Source organism: Pseudomonas sp. V88_4 (assembly GCF_029967985.1).
Taxonomy (GTDB): domain Bacteria; phylum Pseudomonadota; class Gammaproteobacteria; order Pseudomonadales; family Pseudomonadaceae; genus Aquipseudomonas; species Aquipseudomonas glycinae.
Genome location: NZ_JASCAF010000042.1, coordinates 74,134 through 94,760, shown reverse-complemented (window position 1 = coordinate 94,760; position 20,627 = coordinate 74,134). Strand labels below are relative to the sequence as shown.

General features: G+C 63.4%; 16 protein-coding genes. 10 read left to right on the top strand and 6 right to left on the bottom strand.

Annotation, left to right across the window (positions count from 1 at the left end; translation table 11 throughout):
- The first annotated feature begins 9 nt into the window (after positions 1–9).
- From QLG12_RS18855 to QLG12_RS18840, 4 genes are all read left to right on the top strand, one after another.
- Positions 10–720 (top strand): ABC transporter ATP-binding protein, encoded by a 711-nt coding sequence (locus QLG12_RS18855; RefSeq protein WP_011336144.1) that lies wholly within the window; start codon positions 10–12, stop codon positions 718–720.
- A gap of 1 nt (position 721) precedes the next feature.
- Entirely contained in the window at positions 722–1,987 is a 1,266-nt protein-coding gene (locus QLG12_RS18850; protein ID WP_282475058.1) for an ABC transporter permease, read from the top strand.
- A gap of 11 nt (positions 1,988–1,998) precedes the next feature.
- Positions 1,999–2,514, top strand: coding sequence for a DUF3299 domain-containing protein (locus QLG12_RS18845; protein WP_282475057.1), 516 nt, complete (start codon positions 1,999–2,001; stop codon positions 2,512–2,514).
- A gap of 248 nt (positions 2,515–2,762) precedes the next feature.
- The gene (locus tag QLG12_RS18840) at positions 2,763–3,461 is read left to right on the top strand and encodes an OmpW family outer membrane protein (RefSeq protein ID WP_201819873.1); all 699 of its coding nucleotides are present in this window, start codon (positions 2,763–2,765) and stop codon (positions 3,459–3,461) included.
- Between the two features lie 177 nt (positions 3,462–3,638).
- Here the strand turns inward: QLG12_RS18840 and QLG12_RS18835 are convergent, their stop codons facing one another.
- Both QLG12_RS18835 and QLG12_RS18830 read right to left on the bottom strand, forming a co-directional pair.
- On the bottom strand, positions 3,639–4,568 hold the full coding sequence (locus QLG12_RS18835; RefSeq protein WP_236194187.1) for an NAD-dependent epimerase/dehydratase family protein: 930 nt from the start codon (positions 4,566–4,568) through the stop codon (positions 3,639–3,641).
- Positions 4,561–5,445, bottom strand: coding sequence for a sugar nucleotide-binding protein (locus QLG12_RS18830; protein WP_011336149.1), 885 nt, complete (start codon positions 5,443–5,445; stop codon positions 4,561–4,563). Before QLG12_RS18830 ends, QLG12_RS18835 begins: the two co-directional genes overlap by 8 nt.
- Positions 5,446–5,623: 178 nt before the next feature.
- On the opposite strand from QLG12_RS18830, the gene QLG12_RS18825 reads away from it, so the two are divergent.
- On the top strand, positions 5,624–9,919 hold the full coding sequence (locus QLG12_RS18825; protein ID WP_282475056.1) for a DEAD/DEAH box helicase: 4,296 nt from the start codon (positions 5,624–5,626) through the stop codon (positions 9,917–9,919).
- On the opposite strand, the gene QLG12_RS18820 is transcribed toward QLG12_RS18825, so the two are convergent.
- Complete coding sequence (locus tag QLG12_RS18820; RefSeq protein WP_282475055.1) at positions 9,913–12,018, bottom strand: mechanosensitive ion channel family protein; 2,106 nt, start codon at positions 12,016–12,018, stop codon at positions 9,913–9,915. The genes QLG12_RS18825 and QLG12_RS18820 overlap by 7 nt on opposite strands.
- 190 nt (positions 12,019–12,208) lie before the next feature.
- Here QLG12_RS18820 and QLG12_RS18815 point away from each other — a divergent pair, with 190 nt between their 5' ends.
- From QLG12_RS18815 to QLG12_RS18795, 5 genes are all read left to right on the top strand, one after another.
- On the top strand, positions 12,209–13,420 hold the full coding sequence (locus QLG12_RS18815) for an MFS transporter (protein ID WP_282475054.1): 1,212 nt from the start codon (positions 12,209–12,211) through the stop codon (positions 13,418–13,420).
- Between the two features lie 101 nt (positions 13,421–13,521).
- On the top strand, positions 13,522–14,448 hold the full coding sequence (locus QLG12_RS18810) for a DUF72 domain-containing protein (protein ID WP_282475053.1): 927 nt from the start codon (positions 13,522–13,524) through the stop codon (positions 14,446–14,448).
- The gene (locus QLG12_RS18805) at positions 14,445–15,242 is read left to right on the top strand and encodes an endonuclease/exonuclease/phosphatase family protein (RefSeq protein WP_108563370.1); all 798 of its coding nucleotides are present in this window, start codon (positions 14,445–14,447) and stop codon (positions 15,240–15,242) included. The genes QLG12_RS18810 and QLG12_RS18805 overlap by 4 nt, the downstream gene beginning before the upstream one ends.
- Positions 15,239–16,525: a cardiolipin synthase ClsB gene (clsB, locus tag QLG12_RS18800; RefSeq protein WP_197870108.1), complete on the top strand. Its 1,287-nt coding sequence runs from the start codon at positions 15,239–15,241 to the stop codon at positions 16,523–16,525. The genes QLG12_RS18805 and clsB overlap by 4 nt, the downstream gene beginning before the upstream one ends.
- Positions 16,522–17,523 (top strand): lysylphosphatidylglycerol synthase domain-containing protein, encoded by a 1,002-nt coding sequence (locus tag QLG12_RS18795; RefSeq protein WP_197870109.1) that lies wholly within the window; start codon positions 16,522–16,524, stop codon positions 17,521–17,523. The genes clsB and QLG12_RS18795 overlap by 4 nt, the downstream gene beginning before the upstream one ends.
- Here QLG12_RS18795 and QLG12_RS18790 read toward each other — a convergent pair.
- From QLG12_RS18790 to QLG12_RS18780, 3 genes are all read right to left on the bottom strand, one after another.
- Positions 17,511–18,269: an alpha/beta fold hydrolase gene (locus QLG12_RS18790; protein ID WP_007955615.1), complete on the bottom strand. Its 759-nt coding sequence runs from the start codon at positions 18,267–18,269 to the stop codon at positions 17,511–17,513. The genes QLG12_RS18795 and QLG12_RS18790 overlap by 13 nt on opposite strands.
- Complete coding sequence (locus QLG12_RS18785) at positions 18,259–19,365, bottom strand: DUF3182 family protein (RefSeq protein ID WP_282475052.1); 1,107 nt, start codon at positions 19,363–19,365, stop codon at positions 18,259–18,261. The genes QLG12_RS18790 and QLG12_RS18785 overlap by 11 nt, the downstream gene beginning before the upstream one ends.
- Before the next feature lie 178 nt (positions 19,366–19,543).
- Positions 19,544–20,539, bottom strand: coding sequence for a GlxA family transcriptional regulator (locus QLG12_RS18780; protein ID WP_282475051.1), 996 nt, complete (start codon positions 20,537–20,539; stop codon positions 19,544–19,546).
- Positions 20,540–20,627 lie beyond the last annotated feature (88 nt).

Here is a 20,627-nt window from a genome sequence, read left to right as displayed (position 1 = left end):
AACGGCGCCATGACCCAAGCACTCATCGAACTGTCCGACCTGGGCTTCAACTGGCCCGGTCACCCGCCGCTGCTGGACATCCCGGCGTTTCGTCTGGAAGCCGGCGAAACCCTGTTCCTCAAGGGCCCCAGCGGCAGCGGCAAGACCACCCTGCTCGGCCTGCTGGGCGGGGTGCAGAAACCCGGTCGCGGCAGCATTCGCCTGCTCGGCCAGGAACTGACCGACCTGGGTGCCGGCGCCCGTGATCGCTTTCGGGTCGATCACACCGGCTACATTTTCCAGCAGTTCAACCTGCTGCCGTTTCTCTCGGTGCGCGAGAACGTCGAGCTGCCGTGCCACTTTTCGAAGCTGCGTGCCGAGCGCGCAAAACAACGCCACGGCAGTGTCGATCAGGCCGCCGCCACCCTGCTTGCGCACCTGGGGTTGAAGGACGAAAGCATCCTGAGTCGCCGCGCCGATTCGCTGTCGATCGGTCAGCAACAGCGGGTCGCCGCTGCCCGTGCGTTGATCGGTCAGCCAGAACTGGTGATCGCCGACGAACCGACCTCGGCGCTGGATTACGACGCCCGGGAAAACTTCATTCGTCTGCTGTTCGCCGAGTGCCGTGAGGCCGGCTCGAGCCTGTTGTTCGTCAGCCACGACCAGAGCCTGGCGCCGCTGTTCGACCGTCACCTGTCCCTGGCCGAACTCAATCGCGCCGCCACGTCTGCCGAGGTCTGAGATGTATCTGTTCCGTCTGGCCATGGCCAGCCTCGCCAACCGGCGTTTCACCGCCCTGCTCACCGCTTTCGCCATCGCGCTTTCCGTCTGCCTGCTGCTGGCGGTGGAGCGGGTGCGCACCGAAGCCAAGGCCAGTTTCGCCAGCACCATCAGCGGCACCGACCTGATCGTCGGCGCCCGTTCCGGTTCGGTGAACCTGTTGCTGTACTCGGTATTTCGCATCGGCAACGCCACCAACAACATCCGCTGGGACAGCTTCGAACACTTCGCCAGCAACCCGAAAGTGAAGTGGGCGATCCCGATGTCCCTCGGCGATTCCCATCGCGGTTACCGGGTGATGGGTACCACCGAAGCGTATTTCGAGCATTACCAATACGGTCGCCAGCAGCATCTGCAACTGGCCCACGGTCGCGCCTTCGCCACCGATCCGTTCGAAGTGGTGCTCGGTGCCGAAGTGGCCGAGGCGTTGCATTACAAGCTCGGCGACAAACTGGTGCTCGCCCACGGCGTGGCGGCGATCAGTCTGGTCAAGCACGATGACAAGCCATTCACCGTGGTCGGGATTCTCAAGCGCACCGGCACCCCGGTGGACCGCACGCTGCACATCAGCCTCGGCGGCATGGAGGCGATCCACATCGACTGGCACAACGGCGTACCGGCCCGTGGCAACGGGCGGATCAGCGCCGATCAGGCACGCAACATGGACCTGACGCCGCAAGCGATCACCGCGTTCATGCTCGGCCTCAACAGCAAGATCTCGACCTTCGCCCTGCAACGGGAGATCAACGAGTTCCGTGGCGAGCCGATGCTGGCGATCCTGCCGGGCGTGGCCTTGCAGGAGTTGTGGAGCCTGATGAGCACTGCCGAAAAAGCACTGTTCGTGGTCTCGCTGTTCGTGGTGCTGACCGGGCTGATCGGCATGCTCACGGCGATTCTCACCAGCCTCAACGAACGCCGCCGCGAAATGGCGATCCTGCGTTCGGTGGGCGCGCGGCCGTGGCATATCGCGAGCCTGCTGGTGCTGGAAGCCTTTGCGCTGGCATTGACCGGGGTGATCGCCGGGCTGGCGTTGCTGTATCTCGGCATTGCCGCTGCTCAGGGTTATGTGCAGGCCAATTACGGGCTGTATCTGCCGCTGGCCTGGCCAAGCGAGTATGAATGGACGCTGCTCGGTGGCATTCTGGCTGCCGCGCTGCTGATGGGCAGCGTGCCGGCCTGGCGCGCGTATCGCCAATCCCTGGCCGATGGCCTGTCGATCCGTTTATGAGGATGTTCACCATGCCCCGCGCTGCCCTTGCGCTGCTGTTGCTGGTCGCCCTGCCCGTGTGGGCGGCGCCGAAAGACCTGACTTGGTCGGAGATGATCCCGCCGGACGCGGCGCCGGAAGTGCCGAACATGACGCCGCTGCATGACCTGTCGAAGATGAGCGATGCGCTGTCCGCCGAGTCCGCGCCGGCAGCCAGGCAGGACATGCCCAACGCCCCGGTAGTGCAAAGCCTCGACGGCCAGAACATCCGCCTGCCGGGCTACATCGTACCGCTGGAAGTCAGCGAAGAAGGTCGCACCACTGACTTCCTGCTGGTGCCGTATTTCGGCGCCTGCATCCACGTGCCGCCACCACCCTCGAACCAGATCGTGCACGTGAAAAGCGAACTCGGCGTGAAGCTCGACGAGCTGTATCAGCCGTACTGGGTCGAGGGGCCGTTGCAGGTCAAGCCGTCTACCAGCGAACTGGCCGATGCCGGGTATCAGATGGAAGCGGACAAGATTTATGTGTACGAGCTGCCGGAGTAAATCTGCGGGGTTCCAAGCTGCTTGTAAGGGCCCCATCGCTGGCAAGCCAGCTCCCACAGGTTTTGTTGGCGATCACAAAATTTGTTAACGACCCAATCACTGTGGGAGCTGGCTTGCCAGCGATGAGGCCATGAAAGTTCCACAAAGAACCGGGGCATCACTGTTTCATTGAGCTGAGTCAAAAGACCGTATCAGACGGATTCGTACCATAGGACATCAAACATTTTTAACGTCCTTTGGGAGCTTCCATGAACAAGTCCTTGCTCAGCGCCTCGCTGTTTGCCCTCGCGCTCGCAGCCCCGCTCGCCCACGCCCACGAAGCCGGCGACATCATCGTTCGTGCCGGTGCGATCACCGTCAACCCGAAGGCCGACAGCTCCAGCGTCAAGGTCGATCAGGGTCCGCTGAGCGGCACCAACCTGGGCGGCAAGGCGACCATGAGCAGCGACACCCAACTGGGTCTGAACTTCGCCTACATGCTGACCAACAACATCGGTATCGAGCTGTTGGCCGCCTCGCCGTTCGAGCATGACGTGAAGATCAAGGGCACCGCCCTGCCAGCCGCCAACGGCAAACTCGGCACCCTCAAACACCTGCCGCCGACCCTGAGCGTCGTCTACTACCCGCTGGACGCGAAGTCGCCGTTCCAGCCGTACATCGGCGGCGGCATCAACTACACCTGGATCTACGACGAGCACGTCGGCAGCGAAGCCCAGTCCAACGGTTTCAGCAACTTCAAGGCGAAAAACTCCTGGGGCCTGGCCTGGCAGGTCGGCGCCGACTACATGCTGACCGACAACATCATGCTCAACGCCCAGGTGCGCTACATCGACATCGACACCCGCGCCACCGTCGAGAACAACGCCGTAGCCCCGGGCACCCGTGCACGGGTGAATGTGGACGTTGATCCCTTCATCTACATGGTTGGTCTAGGCTACAAGTTCTAAAGAACGTTCACGTGGTGGTGAATGAGGCTTGGTGGCGGGCAGCTCAGAACTGACGGCGATGTTACGCAATCGACCGGGGAGCAAGCTCCCTCGCTACAGGAAATGTTTTTGAAACCCGATTTCCGGCCGTGAAAAAGGCGCCTGTCAAAAGGCGCCTTTTTCATGTCTGCGGGAAGCTCAGCGGCCGAGCAGACGAGCCAGGCCGACGTTCATCGGCGTTGGCGTCGGGCACTTGAATCGCTCCAGCAACCGGCGGTTGTTCGCCCGTGAATGACGGATGTCACCGGAGCGCGCCGGGCCATAGCTGACGGGCGGCAACTTGCCGACCACCGCTTCGAGCGCGGCCAGCATCTGCTTGAGGTTGGTCGCCTGATTCCAGCCGACGTTCACCGCACCGACATCCACTTGCGGCTTTTCGATCGCCTGCACCAGGACGTCGACCAGGTCTTCGACGTACATGAAATCGCGAGTCTGCTCGCCATCGCCGAACACGGTGATCGGCAGGCCTTTCTGCGCGCGTTCGCTGAAGATGCTGATCACCCCGGAGTACGGCGAGGACGGATCCTGACGCGGGCCGAAGATGTTGAAGAAGCGGAAGATAGCCGGTTCCAGACCGTGCTGACGGCGGTAGAAATCGAAGTACTGCTCGCCGGCCAGTTTGTCCGACGCGTAAGGCGTCAGCGGTGCCTTGGGCGTGTCTTCGTCAATCGATTCGCCTTCACCATTGTTGCCGTAGACGGCTGCGCTGGAGGCGTACAAAACACGTTTGACGCCGGCCTCGCGCATGGCTTCGCAGACGTTCAGCGTGCCGATGAAATTGCTCTGGTGGGTTTTCACCGGATCGTCCACCGACGCCTGCACCGACGCCACGGCGGCCAGATGGGCGACCGCGCTGCAACCCTGCATTGCCTGTGCGACCAGAGCAGCATCGGCCACATCGCCAACGATCAGTTCGACCCTGGGATTATCCAGCGGCAGGTTGCTGCGCTTGCCGGTCGACAGATCATCGAGAATCCGCACCGAATGGCCCTTGGCAAGCAGCGCGTCAGTCAGGTGCGAGCCGATGAAACCGGCGCCGCCGGTGATGAGAACAGGGCCTTCAGCCATGACGATAAAACCTATCCAGTAAGCCCGGGAGCGCGGCACGCCAGGCGCGCGGCTTGATCCCGAAGGTGTGCAGAATTTTCTTGCAGGCGAGCACCGCGTGTTGCGGTTCTTCGGCGGCATCCGGCCGCGCGGCGTGGGCCTGGGCGGTCGGGGCTTCGATGGCCAGCGGGTGCAGGCTGCGCGCTTCGGAGAGAATCGCCTGGCCCAGCGCCAGCGGCGTGGTCGCCTCGTGGCCAGCGTAGTGGTATGTGCCCCACAACGGCGCGGCGCAATCGAGTTGCTTGAGCACCGAAATGATCACCCGTGCCGCATCGTCGACCGGGGTTGGATTGCCACGGCGGTCATCGGCCAGCAGCAATTCTTCGGGTTGTTCGGCACGGGCCAGGAAGCGTCCGAGTATTCCTTCCGGGCTGTCGTCGAGCAGCCAGCCGAAACGCAGCAGCACATGTTGCGGACAGGTGGCACGTACGCTCTGCTCGATCCGCCACAGCGCCTGACCGCGCAGGCCCAGCGGCACCGGTTCGTCCTTTTCGCTGTAGGCAGTGGCGCGGGAACCGTCGAACACCCGATAACTGGATGGCTGCACCAGCACGATGTTGTGGTGCTGGCACAGTTCGGCCAGGCGTTCGATGGCGCGTTCCTGTCCGGCCAGACGGCTTTCGCTGACGGCCTCGGCCTGGAACCAGTCGAAATAGTAGGCAAGGTTGATCAATGCATCGGGACGGGTGTCGTCGAGCAATTGGGTCAGGCTCGCGGCATCCCAGCCGTCTTCGGGCGGGCGGGGGGCGAGGAAACCGATGTCTTCCTCTGCACCGAGGCGAATCAGCGCCTGCCCAAGGGCATTTCCGCCGCCCAGTAACATAAGGCGCATTCGCATAGAGTCAGCAGGCCCAGTCTGATTGGAACGATGGCTTTGGCGACGATGCTTGTGGCACCGTCGTCGATAATTGCCGGAATCGTTGCATTTTGCGGGTTTAGTGCGCAACCGTCACCCGTAAAGTGTAGATCCCGAGCGGTACTTGCAACTTCGTCCGCCCGCCCGCATAACTGAAGCCATGAATCTGCCCCTTCCCACGGACGCGGCGCTGGCAGGCTTCCACCCCGCCGTCAGCGCCTGGTTCAGCAGCACCTTCCCGACGGTGACGGCCGCCCAGGCCCGCGCATGGCCATTGATCCGCCAGCGCCGCTCGACGCTGATCGCCGCGCCCACCGGTTCCGGCAAGACCCTCACCGCGTTCCTCGCCGTGCTCGACGATCTGGTCCACCGTGGCCTGGAAACCCCGGACGGTCTGCCGGATGAAACCCTGGTGGTCTACGTTTCGCCGCTCAAGGCGCTGTCCAACGACATCCGCATCAACCTGCAGAATCCGCTGGCCGGGATTACCGACCAGTTACGCCAAATGGACCTGCCGGCGCTGGAAATCACCACCGCCGTGCGCACCGGCGACACCCCGCAGAAAGACCGCGCCGCCATGCGCAAGAGCGCGCCACACATTCTGGTGACGACTCCGGAATCGCTCTACGTGCTGCTCGGCTCCGAGTCCGGGCGAAAAATGCTCGGCACCACCCGCACAGTAATCGTCGACGAGATCCACGCCATCGCTGCCGGCAAACGCGGCAGTCACCTGGCCCTGAGCCTCGAACGCTTGCAGGCGCTTTGCGCCGAACCACTGACCCGCATCGGCCTGTCCGCCACGCAAAAACCGATCGATGCGGTGGCGCGTTTTCTGGTCGGCCATGAGCGCCCGTGCGAAATCATCGACATCGGCCACGCGCGCCCACGGGATCTGGGCATCGAAGTGCCGCCGGTGCCGTTGTCGGCGGTGATGGCCAATGACGTCTGGGAACTGGTCTACGACCGCCTCGCCACCCTGGCCCGAGAACACCGCACCACGCTGATTTTCGTCAACACCCGACGTCTGGCCGAGCGCCTGAGTCGACACCTCAGCGAACGCCTCGGAAAAGACGCCGTGGCCGCGCACCACGGCAGTCTGGCCAAGGAGTTTCGCCTCGACGCCGAGCAGCGGCTCAAGCGTGGCGAACTGCAAGTGCTGATCGCCACCGCGTCGCTGGAACTGGGGATCGATATCGGTGAAGTCGACCTCGTGTGCCAGATCGCTTCGCCGCGCTCGATTGCCGGTTTTCTGCAAAGAGTAGGCCGCTCCGGGCACCAGGTCGGCGGCACGCCCAAGGGGCGCCTGTTCGCCACCACCCGCGACGATTTGATCGAGTGCGCCGCCCTGCTCGACTGCGTGCGCCGGGGTGAACTCGATACGCTGCACATCCCCGAAGCGCCGCTGGATGTGCTGGCGCAGCAGATCATTGCCGAGGTCAGTTGCCAGGAGTGGGCCGAGGGCGATTTGCTCGCGCTGTTCCACCGGGCCGAGCCCTACGCCCACCTCGACGAAACACATTATCAGGCGCTGCTGGGCATGCTCGCCGAGGGCTACAACGGCCGTCAGGGCATCCGCAGCGCTTATCTGCACCGCGACGCCGTGAGTCGAACCCTGCGCGGACGACGCGGTGCAAGGCTGACGGCTGTCACCAGCGGCGGCACCATCCCCGACAACGCCGACTACAGCGTCTTGCTCGAACCCCAGAGTCTGAACATCGGCAGCGTCAACGAAGACTTCGCCGTGGAAAGCATCGCCGGCGATGTGTTCCAGCTCGGCAACGCTTCTTATCGGATCCTGCGGGTGGAGGCCGGCAAGGTGCGGGTCGAGGACGCTCAAGGCCAGCCACCGACCATTCCGTTCTGGCTCGGCGAGGCGCCGGGACGCAGCGATGAATTGTCGGCGGCCGTGGCACGCCTGCACGCGCAGCTCGATCAATTGCTCAGCGCCAGCCCCGGCAACCTGCAACCGGCCCTCGACTGGCTGACCGCCACCCTCGGCCTGAACCTGGCCAGCGCCGAACAACTGGTGGATTACCTGGCCCGCGCCCGCCTCGCCCTCGGCGCCCTGCCGTCGAGGGACACGCTGCTGATGGAGCGCTTCTTCGACGAGTCCGGCGGCACCCAACTGATCATCCATTCGCCGTTCGGCAGCCGCATCAACCGCGCCTGGGGCCTGGCCCTGCGCAAGCGTTTCTGCCGCACCTTCAACTTCGAATTGCAGGCCGCCGCCAGCGAAGACGCGATCGTGCTGTCGCTGTCCACCAGCCACAGTTTCGAACTCGATGAAGTCTGGCGTTACCTGCACAGCAACAGCGCCGAACACATCCTGATTCAAGCGGTGCTGGATGCGCCGCTGTTCGGTGTGCGCTGGCGCTGGAATGCCGGGGTGGCGCTGGCCCTGCCGCGCTACACCGGCGGGCGCAAGGTCGCGCCGCAATTGCAGCGGATGAAAAGCGAAGACCTGATCGCCAGTGTGTTTCCCGATCAGATCGCCTGCCTGGAAAACCTCGCCGGTGAACGGGAAATTCCCCAGCATCCGCTGGTGGAGCAGACCCTCGACGATTGCCTGCACGAGGCGATGGACAGTGAAGGCTGGCTCGAACTGCTGCGGCGCATGGAGCGCGGCGAAGTGCGGCTGATCGCCCGTGACCTGCCGGCGCCCTCGCCGTTGGCGGCGGAAATCCTCAGCGCCCGGCCCTACACCTTTCTCGACGACGCGCCGCTGGAAGAGCGTCGCACCCAGGCTGTGCTCAACCGCCGCTGGAGCGATCCGCAATCCACCGATGACCTCGGCGCGCTGGACGCCGACGCGATCAACGCCGTGCGCGAAGAAGCCTGGCCGACGCCGAACAGCGCCGACGAAATGCACGAAGCACTGATGAGCCTGGCTTGCATCAGCGACCGCGAAGTCGAGGTCAATCCGCAATGGCGCGAGTGGTTGCATGCTTTGGCCGAAACCGGGCGAGTCTGCCGATTGCAGATCGACCCCGAGCAGTCACTGTGGCTGGCGCGGGAACGCCTGACCTGTCTGCAAGCGCTTTATCCACAGGCGCATTCTGAATTGGCCGCGCTGCCCGGTTTCGACGAAGCATGGAACGGCGATGAGGCATTGATCGAAGTGATCCGCGCTCGGCTCGGCGCATTCGGCCCGCTACCGCTCGCGGCGATTGCCGAACCGCTGGCCTTGATGCCGGCCTCTGTTCATCAAGCCCTCGCTCATCTCGAGCGCGAAGGTTATGTACTGCGCGGCCAGTTCACGCCGGGATCGACTGTTGAAGAGTGGTGCGAACGACACCTTCTGGCGCGCATTCACCGCTACACGGTCAAGCGTCTGCGCCGGGAAATCGAGCCGGTGGCGTTGCAGGATTTCATGCGGTTTCTGTTCGACTGGCAGCATGTGGCTCCGTCCACCCGTGGTCAGGGCAACGCCGTATTGCCGGCGATTGTCGCTCAGTTCGAGGGCTACCCGGCCGCTGCTTCAGCCTGGGACAGCGACCTCCTTCCCGCGCGGCTCAAGGACTATTCACCGAGCTGGCTGGACGATCTGTGCCGCAGCGGCAAACTGGTGTGGACGCGCCTCAGCGCCCGGCAAAACATCAGCGGCACGGCGTTGCGCAGCACGCCGATCGTGTTGCTCCCACGCACTCAGGTCGGCTTGTGGAGTGCACTGGCCGAGCAGACGCCGGTCAGCGAACTGTCGCCAAAGACCCGCAAGGTTTTCGACGCGCTGAGCCAGCACGGTGCGTTGTTTTTCGATGAACTGATTCATGAAGCGCACCTGCTGCGCACCGAGTTGGAAATCGCCTTGCAGGAACTGGTCGGCGCCGGGCTGGTGAATGCCGACAGCTTTGCCGGATTGCGCGCGCTGATCACCCCGGCGAGCAAGCGCCAGCAGCGCAGCAGTCGACGCGGTCGCGGGGCGTTTGTCGGTGGGATGGACGACGCCGGGCGCTGGGCGCTTTTGCGTCGCGGGCCGGTGGTGGAAAACCGTCAAACGGCTTCGCCCGAAACCCTCGAACACGTCGCCATGACCTTGTTGCGCCGCTATGGCGTGGTGTTCTGGCGCCTGTTGGAACGCGAAGCTGACTGGCTGCCGAGCTGGCGCGAGTTGTTGCGCACGTTCCATCGACTGGAAGCTCGGGGTGAGATTCGCGGCGGGCGCTTTGTCAGCGGTCTGGCCGGCGAGCAATTCGCCCTGCCCGAGGCAATTCCGCTGCTGCGCGAAGTGCGCCGGCGCCCTCACGACGGCAGCCTGATCGCGGTGTGCGGCGTCGATCCGCTGAACCTCGCCGGCACCTTGTTGCCGGGGGCGAAAGTGCCGGCGCTGGCGAGCAATCGGCTGGTGTATCGCGACGGCTTGCCGGTGGCTGCCGAGGTCGCGGGCAAGGCGCAATTCTGGGTGGAACTGGACTCCGCCGCCATGAGCGAAATCCGCAACAGGCTGACCCGTCACTGAGTGCGCGCCTGCTCCGACAACACCACCGACGAATGCACCGGCGCCACCTCTTCTTCCTGGCGCTTGGGCAACAAAACCTGCTGTGGATAAGTCTGCGCGAAATGCACCCACGGGCTGTTATCCACAAGCTTTTTCAGACGCTGGTTGAACGCGCGGCTCACCGCATATTGCCCACCGGAAACCGTGCGGAATTGCGCGGTCAGCACCACGCCGTTCAGGTCCATCCTGTCCACGCCGAACACATCCAGCGGCCCTTGCAGGTTGTACTTGAGGAACGGGTCTTCGCGAATCGAATCCCCGGCCTCGCGGATCAGCTCGATGGCCTTGTCGACATCGGTGTCGTAGGTGAACTGCACCGAGAAAAACGCGAACGCAAACTGTCGCGATTGATTGGTCACGGCCTTGATCTGGCCGAACGGCACCGAGTGCACGAAGCCCTTGCCGTCACGCAGGCGCAGGGTGCGAATGGTCAGGCCTTCGACCGTGCCGGCGTGCCCGGAATCGAGCACCACCCAATCACCGATCGACAGGGTGTCTTCGATGATGATGAACAGCCCGGTGATCACGTCCTGCACCAGTTGCTGCGAGCCGAAACCGATGGCCAGGCCGACCACCCCGGCACCGGCCAGCAGCGGCGCGACGTTGATCCCGAGATTGGCCATGGTGGTGATTGCACAGATCACCACCAGGATGATTTTGATCGCGTTGCGCAGCAGCGGCAGGATGGTTTTCACCCGGGTGCTGGGCTGGCGCGCCGAGCGTTTGCTGACTGGCGGTTTCAGCGCCTCCTGAATCGCCGTGTCGAGCACCACCCACAGCAGCCACGTCACGAGAAGGATCAGGCCGATGCTACTCAGCGCATTGCTGATCGCCCGACCGACCGTGCTGCTCTGGGCAAAGTCGAGCAGCGACACGCCCCAGATCCGCCCGAGGATATCGATGAACGCGACCGCGATGACGATCCGCAACAACGCGTGCAACAGGCTAAGAAAGCGTTCCTTGTAGGCACTGGTGCGCTGGATCGCCTCGGCCCTGCGTGACTTGAACAGGTGTTGCAGCACGGTGCTGAGAAACACCGCGCCGATCAGCAGCACCGTGGTGAGCAACGCGCAGCGCAAGGCTTTCTGGTTGTCCTCGCCGATGCCGATCAGATTGACCGCCGAGACCAGCACCATCAGCACGATCGGCCAATACCAGAGCCCGGAAAAAATCCGCAGCGACTCTTGCAGCGACGGTTGTTTCAAGCGCTGGGCCAGCGGGCGATTACGGATCAGGTGCGCCACCGGCCGACGCAGGCGAATCACCAGCAGACCGAAGATGATCGAGGCCAGCAGACCGGTGAACACCGCGATGCTGCTGGTGATGTTGCCGCCCAGTTGCCGGGCGATCTGCGGGCTGGTCAGGGCGTCACTCAACGCGGCGAGAAAGCCGATCAGGAACAGCGGTTTCGGGCAGTAGTCGCGGATGATCTGCACGGCGCGGCGCTTGTGGCCGACGTTGAACATCACCACCACACACAACAGCATCGACGTGGAAAATATCCCGCTGCTGGTGGCGTAGGCAAAACACAGCGCCAGCGCCCGACCCACCGAGGCCGACAGAAAATGGCTGACGTACAGGGTTAGCGGCAGGCAGATCAACGCGGGCAGCGTGTAGGGCAACAGGTAACCGAGCAAATCCTGGCTGCGCTGGCGGGTGCGCAACCAGCGACCTTCGCGCAGTCGCTTGCCCAGTACGCTGCCGAGTACCGTCAACACGGCAAACGTGCCCAGCCACACGCCGGACAGCATCAGGAAATCCCCCGCCACGCTCCAGCCCGAGCGGTTCGAGGGTTGGTTGACCAGCCTGTCGACTTCATCCGCCGCCCGGTCGGCGCGCAGGCGCCAGGCGTCGACCAGGTGCTCGTTGAGATCGAGTTTGTCCTGCACGTCGTCGATGCCGGAACTGATGGCGCCGAGCAGCCCGCCCTGCACGATCGGTTCCGGTTTGGCCGGCTCTTCACTGACTGCCGGAACACCCGGCAGGCTGGCGGCTTGCACTGCATTGCCGCCGAACAACAGCAATGCCCCCAATAGAATCGCGATCCTGAACCTGGTCAAAACGCAGAGCTCCCTTGGTTGAACCTGTAAGGAACTGATTGGTTTTGGCTTGGCAAAGTTCAAGAACGCCTTGAGAGCCGCTCTTTGATCTTTGCGCCCAGATCAAATATCAAATGCCCATCCCTGTATTTTTCCACCCCCACCAAACCCCGACACTGCGCTCCATTCAATCCCCCACCGGAGTGCCGTCATGCCCATTGCCCTGCTCGCGCTGACCCTCAGCGCCTTCGCCATCGGGACGACCGAGTTCGTCATCGTTGGCCTGCTTCCCACCATCGGCGCCGATCTCGGCGTCAGCCTGCCGTCCGCCGGTCTGCTGGTCAGTCTCTACGCCCTCGGCGTAGCCATCGGTGCGCCGGTGTTGACCGCCCTTACCGGCAAAGTACCGCGCAAACTGTTGCTGCTGTCGCTGATGGTGCTGTTCACCCTCGGCAACTTGCTGGCCTGGCTGGCGCCGGGTTATGAATCGCTGGTAGTGGCGCGGATCGTCACCGGCCTGGCCCATGGCGTGTTCTTCTCCATCGGCTCGACCATCGCCACCAGCCTGGTGCCCAAGGAAAAAGCCGCCAGTGCGATTGCGATCATGTTCACCGGCCTGACCGTGGCGCTGGTCACCGGCGTACCGCTGGGCACGTTCATCGGTCAGCATTTCGGCTGGCGTGAAACCTTCCTCGCGGTGTCGGCACTCGGCGTGATCGCGTTCATCGGCAGCCTGCTGTATGTGCCGAACAACATTGCCCACAGCAAACCGGCGTCGCTGTTGCAGCAATTGCAGGTGCTCAAGCAACCGCGTCTGTTGCTGGTCTATGCCATGACGGCCATCGGTTACGGCGGCTCGTTCATCGCCTTCACGTTCCTGGCGCCGATCCTTCAGGACATCTCCGGTTTCAGCGCCGGCACCGTCAGCCTGGTGTTGCTGGTGTACGGCGTGTCGGTCGCAGTCGGCAACCTCTGGGGCGGCAAACTGGCGGACAAGCGCGGGCCGATCAGTGCGCTGAAAATCATCTTCGCCCTGCTCGCCGCCGTGCTGTTCGTACTCACTTTCACCGCCGGCAACCCGTGGCTGGCACTGGCCACCGTGCTGGTCTGGGGCGCTGTCGCCTTCGGCAACGTGCCGGGCTTGCAGGTGTATGTGGTGCGTCAGGCTGAACATCACACACCGCACGCCGTGGACGTGGCCTCGGGCCTGAACATTGCCGCGTTCAACCTCGGGATTGCCGGCGGCGCGTGGGGTGGCGGTTTGATCGTCGCGCACATCGGCCTGATTCACACCGCGTGGATCGGCGGTCTGGTGGTGCTGGTGGCGCTGGCCCTGACCGCCTGGAGCGGTCGCCTTGATCGCCTGGGCCCGGTGTACGCCGAACCCGCCGAAGGCACGGCCCGGATCATCACCGGGCACTGATCAAGCCAGCCCGACCGTCCGTAATCCCGTCGAAACTTTCCCCGACCGCCCGCAGTCATCCACTGACAGAGGCCGTATGGGGACTTTCGACGGGAGGCGGCATGGCTACGATTCACATCGGTATTTCAGGCTGGCGTTACGCCCCGTGGCGCGGGGACTTTTACCCCAAGGGGCTGGCGCAGAAACGCGAATTGCAGTTCGCCTCACGGGCGGTCAACAGCATCGAAATCAACGGATCGTTCTACGCCCTGCAACGGCCCGAACGCTACGTCCAGTGGTACGCCGAAACGCCGGATGACTTCGTGTTCAGCATCAAGGCGCCCCGCTTCATCACCCACATCCGCCGCCTGCGCGATATCGAAAAACCCCTGGCCAATTTCTTTGCCTCCGGGGTGCTGGAATTGAAGGAAAAATTCGGCCCGATCCTCTGGCAGTTCCCGCCCAACTTCACATTCGACCCCGAACGTTTCGAAGCCTTTCTCGACCATTTGCCCCACGACACCCAGGCCGCAGCTGACCTCGCCCGCCGACACGACTCACACCTGCACGGCCACGCGAGCCTGAAGGCCTACGGCAAAAAAACGCTGCGCCATGCCGTGGAAATCCGCAACGACAGTTTCATCGACCCCGACTTTGTGCGCTTGCTCAAACGCTACAACACTGCGCTGGTGATCGCCGACACCGCCGGGAAATGGCCGTACCGCGAAGACCTCACCAGCGATTTCGTCTACCTGCGCCTGCACGGTGCCGAAGAGCTCTACGCCAGCGGTTACACCCGTGCAGCGCTGCAACGCTGGGCCGAACGGATCGACGCCTGGCACCATGGCCGGCAACCGCGCGATGCCCATTTGATCGCGCCGCGCCTGAAACCTCGGGCCCGCAAATCCCGCGAGGTTTACTGCTACTTCGACAACGACATCAAGGTTCGCGCGCCGTTCGATGCCCGCAGCCTGTTGCAGCGCTTCGATCTGGATAAAAACCTCGAAACCGTACCCGGCGAACCGGCCGCCGAAGGGGTACTCGCATGAGCATTCCCGAGCCGCTCGGCTTCACCGACGAGCAGTCCACGGTCATCACCACCGAGCGCCGTTTCACCGTGTTGACGGTCAACACCCACAAGGGTTTCACCGCGCTGAACCGGCGCTTCATCCTGCCGGAACTGCGCGAAGCGGTGCGCAGCGTGTCCGCCGATGTGGTGTTCCTGCAGGAAGTCCACGGCACCCACGAGCACCATCCCAAACGCTACGAAAACTGGCCGACGATGCCGCAGTACGAGTTTCTCGCGGACAGCCTCTGGCCGCAGTTCGCCTACGGGCGCAACGCGGTGTATCCGGACGGCGATCACGGCAATGCGGTGTTGTCGAAATTCCAGATCGTGCGCCATGACAACCTCGACGTTTCGATCAGCGGCCATGAAAACCGCGGCCTGTTGCATTGCGTGCTGCGCCTGCCGGGAGACGACCGTGAAGTGCATGCGATCTGCGTCCATCTGGGCCTGCGCGAAAGCCATCGCAACGCTCAGTTGGCTCTGCTGAAAAAGCGCCTGGCCGAACTGCCCGAGGATGCGCCGGTGATCGTCGCCGGCGATTTCAACGACTGGCGCCAGCGCGCCGATGCATTGCTTGAGCCCTGTGGCTTGCGCGAAGTGTTTGTGGCGCATCACGGCAAACCGGCGCGCAGCTTTCCGGCGCGCATGCCGCTGCTGCGCCTGGACCGGATTTATGTCCGCAACCTCAAGGCCAGTCAGCCAAAAGTGCTGGCGAACCGTCCCTGGTCACACCTTTCCGACCACGCACCGCTATCGGTGGAGATTGAACTATGAGCAGTGCACCGTTGGAGAAATCCGCCGTGGAGCCCGTCAGCATCACCCCGCCCGTGCGCGAGCCCGGCACCGTTGATGTCGAGTATCGCTGGCAGGGCAACAACCGGATCGAGCTGCTGGAAAACGGCGAGGAATATTTCCCCCGGGTGTTCGAAGCGATGCGCGCGGCGAAAAGCGAAATCCTGCTGGAGACCTTCATCGTCTTCGAAGACAAGGTCGGCAAGGAATTACAGGAGATTCTGATCGACGCCGCACGGCGTGGGGTGCGCACCACCGTCAGCTTCGACGGCTTCGGTTGCGGCGAATTGAGCACCGGCTATCTCGCCGCGCTAAGTGAAGCGGGCGTGCATTTGCAAATCTTCGATCCGGCCCCCAAACGCCTGGGCATTCGCACCAACTGGTTCCGCCGTCTGCATCGCAAGATCGTGGTGGTCGACGGATTGATCGCGTTCATCGGCGGGATCAATTTCTCCGGCGATCACCTGGCCGATTTCGGCCCGGAAGCGAAGCAGGATTACTCGGTGGAGATTCAGGGCCCGGCGGTGACCGACATCCATCATTTCGCCCTGCTGCAAAGCGGCCGTCCGGGACGCGCAAGGTTCTGGTGGCAACGGCGCCGGCAGCGTCGCGCCGAGATGGCGTTCGATGATCACGACGGTCAGGTGCGCCTGGTGTTCCGCGACAACGACCGGCACCCCACCGATATCGAAGACATCTATTTGCAGGTACTGCGTCGCGCCCAACGGCGGGTAGTGATCGCCAACGCTTACTTTTTCCCCGGCTATCGCCTGCTGCGCGAGATCCGCAACGCCGCCCGGCGCGGGGTCGAGGTGCGGCTGATTCTGCAGGGGCAGCCGGACATGCTGGTGGCCAAACTCGCCGCGCGCATGACCTACGACTACCTGCTCAAGGCCGGGGTGCAGATTCACGAATATTGCGAACGGCCGCTGCACGGCAAGGTTGCGCTGGTGGACGAGGAATGGAGCACCGTCGGCTCGAGCAATCTCGACCCGCTGAGCCTGTCGCTGAACCTGGAAGCCAACGTGCTGATCCGCGACCGCGCCTTCAATCGCCATTTGTTCGAGCGCCTCGAAGACCTCAGCCACAACCACTGCAAGGCGATGGACGCCGCGAAGTCGCCGCGCGGGCGGATCTGGCACATGACCGTGGGCTTTCTGGTGTTTCACTTCCTGCGGCATTTCCCGGCCATGGCCGGCTGGCTGCCGGCGCACAAGCCTCGGCTCAAACCCTTTTCCCATGCCGCCGGGAGCGATCCTTCATGAGCCAGTCCGAAGCCCACGCGGCGGTGCATCCGGCACCCGCGATCCAGTCCCGCTGGTCCCGCTGGAAACGTCCGCTGACCCTGCTGTTTTTCCTCGCGTTGATCGTCCTGCTGACGATGTTCGCCAGCCGCATCGAATGGGCCGAGGTGCTGCAAACCCTCGCCGACTTCAAGGTGCGCACGCTGATCATTGCCTCCAGCCTGACCCTGCTGAGCTTTCTGGTGTACGCCAGTTTCGACCTGATCGGCCGCACCTACATTCGTCAGGATCTGACTTGGAAACAGATCCTGCCGGTGGGCGTCATCAGCTATGCGTTCAACCTCAATTTGAGCGCGTGGGTCGGCGGGATCGCCATGCGTTATCGGTTGTATTCGCGGCTCGGGGTGAGCAAAAGCAACATCGCCAAAATCCTCGGCCTGAGCCTGGCGACCAACTGGTTCGGCTACATGACCATCGCCGGCGTGGTGTTCGCCAGCGGGCTGGTGCGGATGCCACCGGGCTGGAAAATCAGCAGCGGTGCGTTACAGGGCATTGGCGTGTTGCTGCTGTTGGTCAGTGTCGGCTATCTGGTCGCCTGCCAGTTTTCCCGGCGGCGCGAGTGGTCGATTCGCGGGGTAGAAATCAACCTGCCGTCGCTGCGCATGGCGGTCCTGCAATTGCTGCTCGGGGCATTGAACTGGTCGCTCATGGCAGCGGTGATTTTCACCTTGCTGCCGAGCAAGCTCGACTACCCGCTGGTGCTCGGTGTCTTGCTGATCAGCGCGATTGCCGGGGTCATCACCCACATTCCCGCCGGGCTCGGCGTGCTGGAAGCGGTGTTCGTGGCGCTGCTGCAACACGAGGCTTCGCGCGGAAGTCTGGTGGCAGGATTGCTGGCCTATCGAGCAATTTACTTCCTGCTGCCGCTGCTGATCACCGTGCTGATGTACCTGGTGGTGGAAGCCAAGGCCAAGGCGTTGCGGATCGAGAAGAAACCCAAATCTGATCAGCGCGACTGAATGATGCTCAACCGCTCGCCCACCACCATCTCGGTGATCCAGTCGACCAGGATCGAGGTGTAGGCCTGCTGCGAGGTCGGATCGCTCAGGGCATGGTCGGCGCCGTCGATGATGCGGTGGGTCAGCGAATGGGTCTGCTGGCATGCGGCGCGGTAACTCATGATCGTCGCGTGGGGCACGTAGTCATCGGTTTCCGACTGCACCAGCAGCACGTCGCCAGTAAATTGCGAGCAGGCGTGCAAGGCGCGGTTGCTGTCGGCGCGCACCAGCGTGCCGCGATAATCGCGCAGGTCGGCCTTGTCCAGATCGCGTTTTGGCGTGTGCCATTGCTCGTCGCGGTACAGCGCCGGCACCCGCAGCGCCAGCCAGCGCACCGGGCGCAGCGAGGTCAGAATCGAAGCGAGATAACCGCCATAGCTGGTGCCCACTACCGCAATGGCCGAGGTGTCCAGCGCCGGATGGGCGAGCAACCGGTCGTAAGCCGCCAGCAAGTCACGCAGGTTGTCTTCGCGGGTGACCCGGCTCAGCGGAATGCCGGTGCCGCCGGTGTGCCCGCGCAGGTCGAACGTCAGGCACACGCAACCCAGGCCGGCGATGCCTTTGGCCCGCTCCAGATCGCGCTCCTGACTGCCGCCCCAGCCGTGCACGAACAACACGCCGGGGACTTTCGATTTGGGACTGAGGAACGTCCCGCTCATCTGTTCATCATCAATGTCGATTTGAATGCTTTCGCTTCTAGCCGTCATAGGATTTGACCATTACGTATTTGAGGAGAAAGTCGCTGTTCTCGGCCGGCCCGCGATACACCTCGATGGCATCCGCCGGCAGGGCCTGATCGGTATAGGTTTCCACCGACGACACGCGGATCGCGCGCATCGAGGGGTCGTTGACGAAACTTTGCAGCGCCGCCACTTCCGCGCTGCTGGCGCCGCCCATGCGCCAGGATTGTTCGAGCACGCCACTGCGCGGCCGGCCTTCGCTGTCCAGGCCCTGAGCGATGTCGTAATTGCGCCGCGAGGCATAGAAACGCGGATAAGCTTCGTCCGCCGCCCGGTCGAACACCTGCGCCTGCTGGATCGCCAGACGCACGTCGTCGGGCAGCTCCAGCGCCAGCAGATCCTCGTAACTGCCCTGCACCACCAGCAGGTTCGAACCGCCGTACACCTCTTCGCCGTGGGCGTCCTTGGTCAAGTATTGATCACCGCAGTAACTCAGCACCCGGTCGCCGATGAACGACTGGCCCACGCTGTGGGTGATTACCTGACTCAAGTCCTGCTCCAGCACCACGCCATCGCTGAACAGTTCTCCGGCCTCGGGTCGGGCGAGGATTTCGTCGAATGCATCGAGGCTCTTGATCACTTCTTGACCACGCCCGGCACAAGCGTGGATCGGCTTGATCCGGATCGGCCCGCTGAACAACAGATGTTCGGCGGCGGGCCGTGCATCCTCCAGCGCAAAGACGCTGAGCCCATCCAGCACCACGGTGCGCACCCGCTCCGAAAACAATGGCGACCAGCCTTGCGGCGCTTGGGCCTGATGGCTGCGCAAACCGTGGCTGATAGCTTTGGTACAAATGAAATCGTGCTCGACGAAACCGCCCCACAGATCATTCGGGCCGCTCACACCCAGTTCGCGGGCCGTCGCGCCGACGAGGGTCTGGGTCGGCAGCAGATAAATATCCCGGCCGCGATGCTTTTCGGCGTCGTAACTGCCGCCGAACTTGAGGCCGAGGATCTGCGCCAGCCATCGCGCGAGGGCTTTGTTGGTCTGCACTTCATGTTGTGGCGCGCCGGGTCGAACCGAGTGGGCGACGACCAGTTTTCTGCGGGATGTCGGGGTCATGCGTCCCCCTTCCAACGGCTGGGTGAATGTAGGTCAGAGGGTGCAGAGATCAGGCCAACCGGCGCTGGCGTGAAACACGCTGAAAATCAGCCACTTGAAAAAACCGTGCTGGCACCGCGCCTGTTTCAATCTGCACGACCGACCCGCCGGCTCCGGCATTTTGCACGACGCAGTCGTATTACTTCGCCGCAGCTGAAGGCGGACTTACCCCAAATCGCGTCCGGTATTCACTCGGCGCCAACCCGGTGATTTTCTTGAATATCGCGCGAAAGGCGCCTGGGTCCTGATAGCCCACCGTCCACGCAATGTGGTCGATGGTGCCATTGGTGAATTCCAGCATCTCTCGCGCCTTGCCGACCCGCAGGTGCTGGCAGTATTCAGTGGGTTTCAGGCCGGTCGCCGCGCGGAACCGGCGCAGAAATGTGCGCTCCTCCAGGCCCGCGCGTTCAGCCATCGCCGTCAGCGAGACGTCAGTCGCCCCGGTGCCCTGCAACCAATGCTGAACCTGAAGAATCGCACCGTCTCCGTGGTTGAGGATCGGCGCAAAATTACTCCCGCACGCACTGGCGCTGTCGCTGTGCTCCACCACCAGAAACCGCGCCGTGCTGCTGGCGATGCTCGGCCCGAGCAAGCGGTCCACCAGTCGCAAACCAAGCTCTGACCAGGCCATCAGCCCCGCCGTGGTAATCAGGTCACCGTCGTCGACAATCGGCGTGTCGGCCTTGAGCCTGATCTTCGGGTAACACTCGGCGAAGGCCTTGGCCGAGGTCCAGTGCGTGGTAGCGCTGCGACCATCGAGCAACCCGCTCTCCGCCAGCAGCCACGAGCCGACACACACACCGCCAAGCGTCGCGCCACGCGCATGGTGTTCACGCAGCCAGGGCAGCAGCCCGGCCGGCATCTGTGCCGCGGAAAAACCGGCAATGGACGGCGGGATCAACACCGCCAGCAAACCGTTGTCGGCACCGGGATGACTGTCGTAAACCCGCACGGGCGGGTGGTCGTCATCGACCTGCCAGTGGCTGATCCGCAGCAGCGGCAGCTGTGTGGCCTGGTGTTCGGCGGCGATCCGGTTGGCGACCCCGAACAGGTCGGTCAGGCCATGCACCGCCGCCAGTTGCGCGCCGGGATACATCAGCACGCCCAGTTCCGCGACGGTCCTTTCTGCACCCATTGTCAGTTTTCCCCTGTGTATTGTCGGTGCGGCCAATCCTCGAAGACGTGGCCGGCGCCAATACTGAACCCACACCCACTCACACTTC